Annotated in this window: 1 protein-coding gene; it reads right to left on the minus strand. The window is 56.7% G+C overall.

Annotation, left to right across the window (positions count from 1 at the left end):
- Window positions 1–314: oxidoreductase (locus B2633_RS10450; RefSeq protein WP_483170576.1), on the minus strand; the 314-nt coding region annotated here is incomplete at both ends.

Consider the following 314-nt stretch of genomic DNA (forward strand, 5'->3'; position numbering starts at 1 on the left):
TGATCTCTGCAGCCGGTATCACCTGGTTATCGTCGCCGCAAAGCGGATTAACCGCGCATATCACCGGCTGGCGTTTGAATATTTGATCCAGGCACAGCATGCAGGCAATGCACTTCCTGAGGGGCTTATGGCCTTTTCGAGCCTTCTCGGGCCACTCCGGATCAGCCAGGAGGCCGCGGGCCACTGAAACCATGTCGGCCTTTCCTGCTAAAAGCACCTGCTCGGCAATCCGGGGGGAAGCAATGCGATTGCTGGCTACCACCGGCACTGCTACCTGGCTTTTAATCTTACCCGCTAAATAGCTGTAAGCACCC

This window comes from Syntrophomonas sp. UBA1041, from assembly GCF_002316705.1.
GTDB lineage: Bacteria > Bacillota > Syntrophomonadia > Syntrophomonadales > Syntrophomonadaceae > DTU019.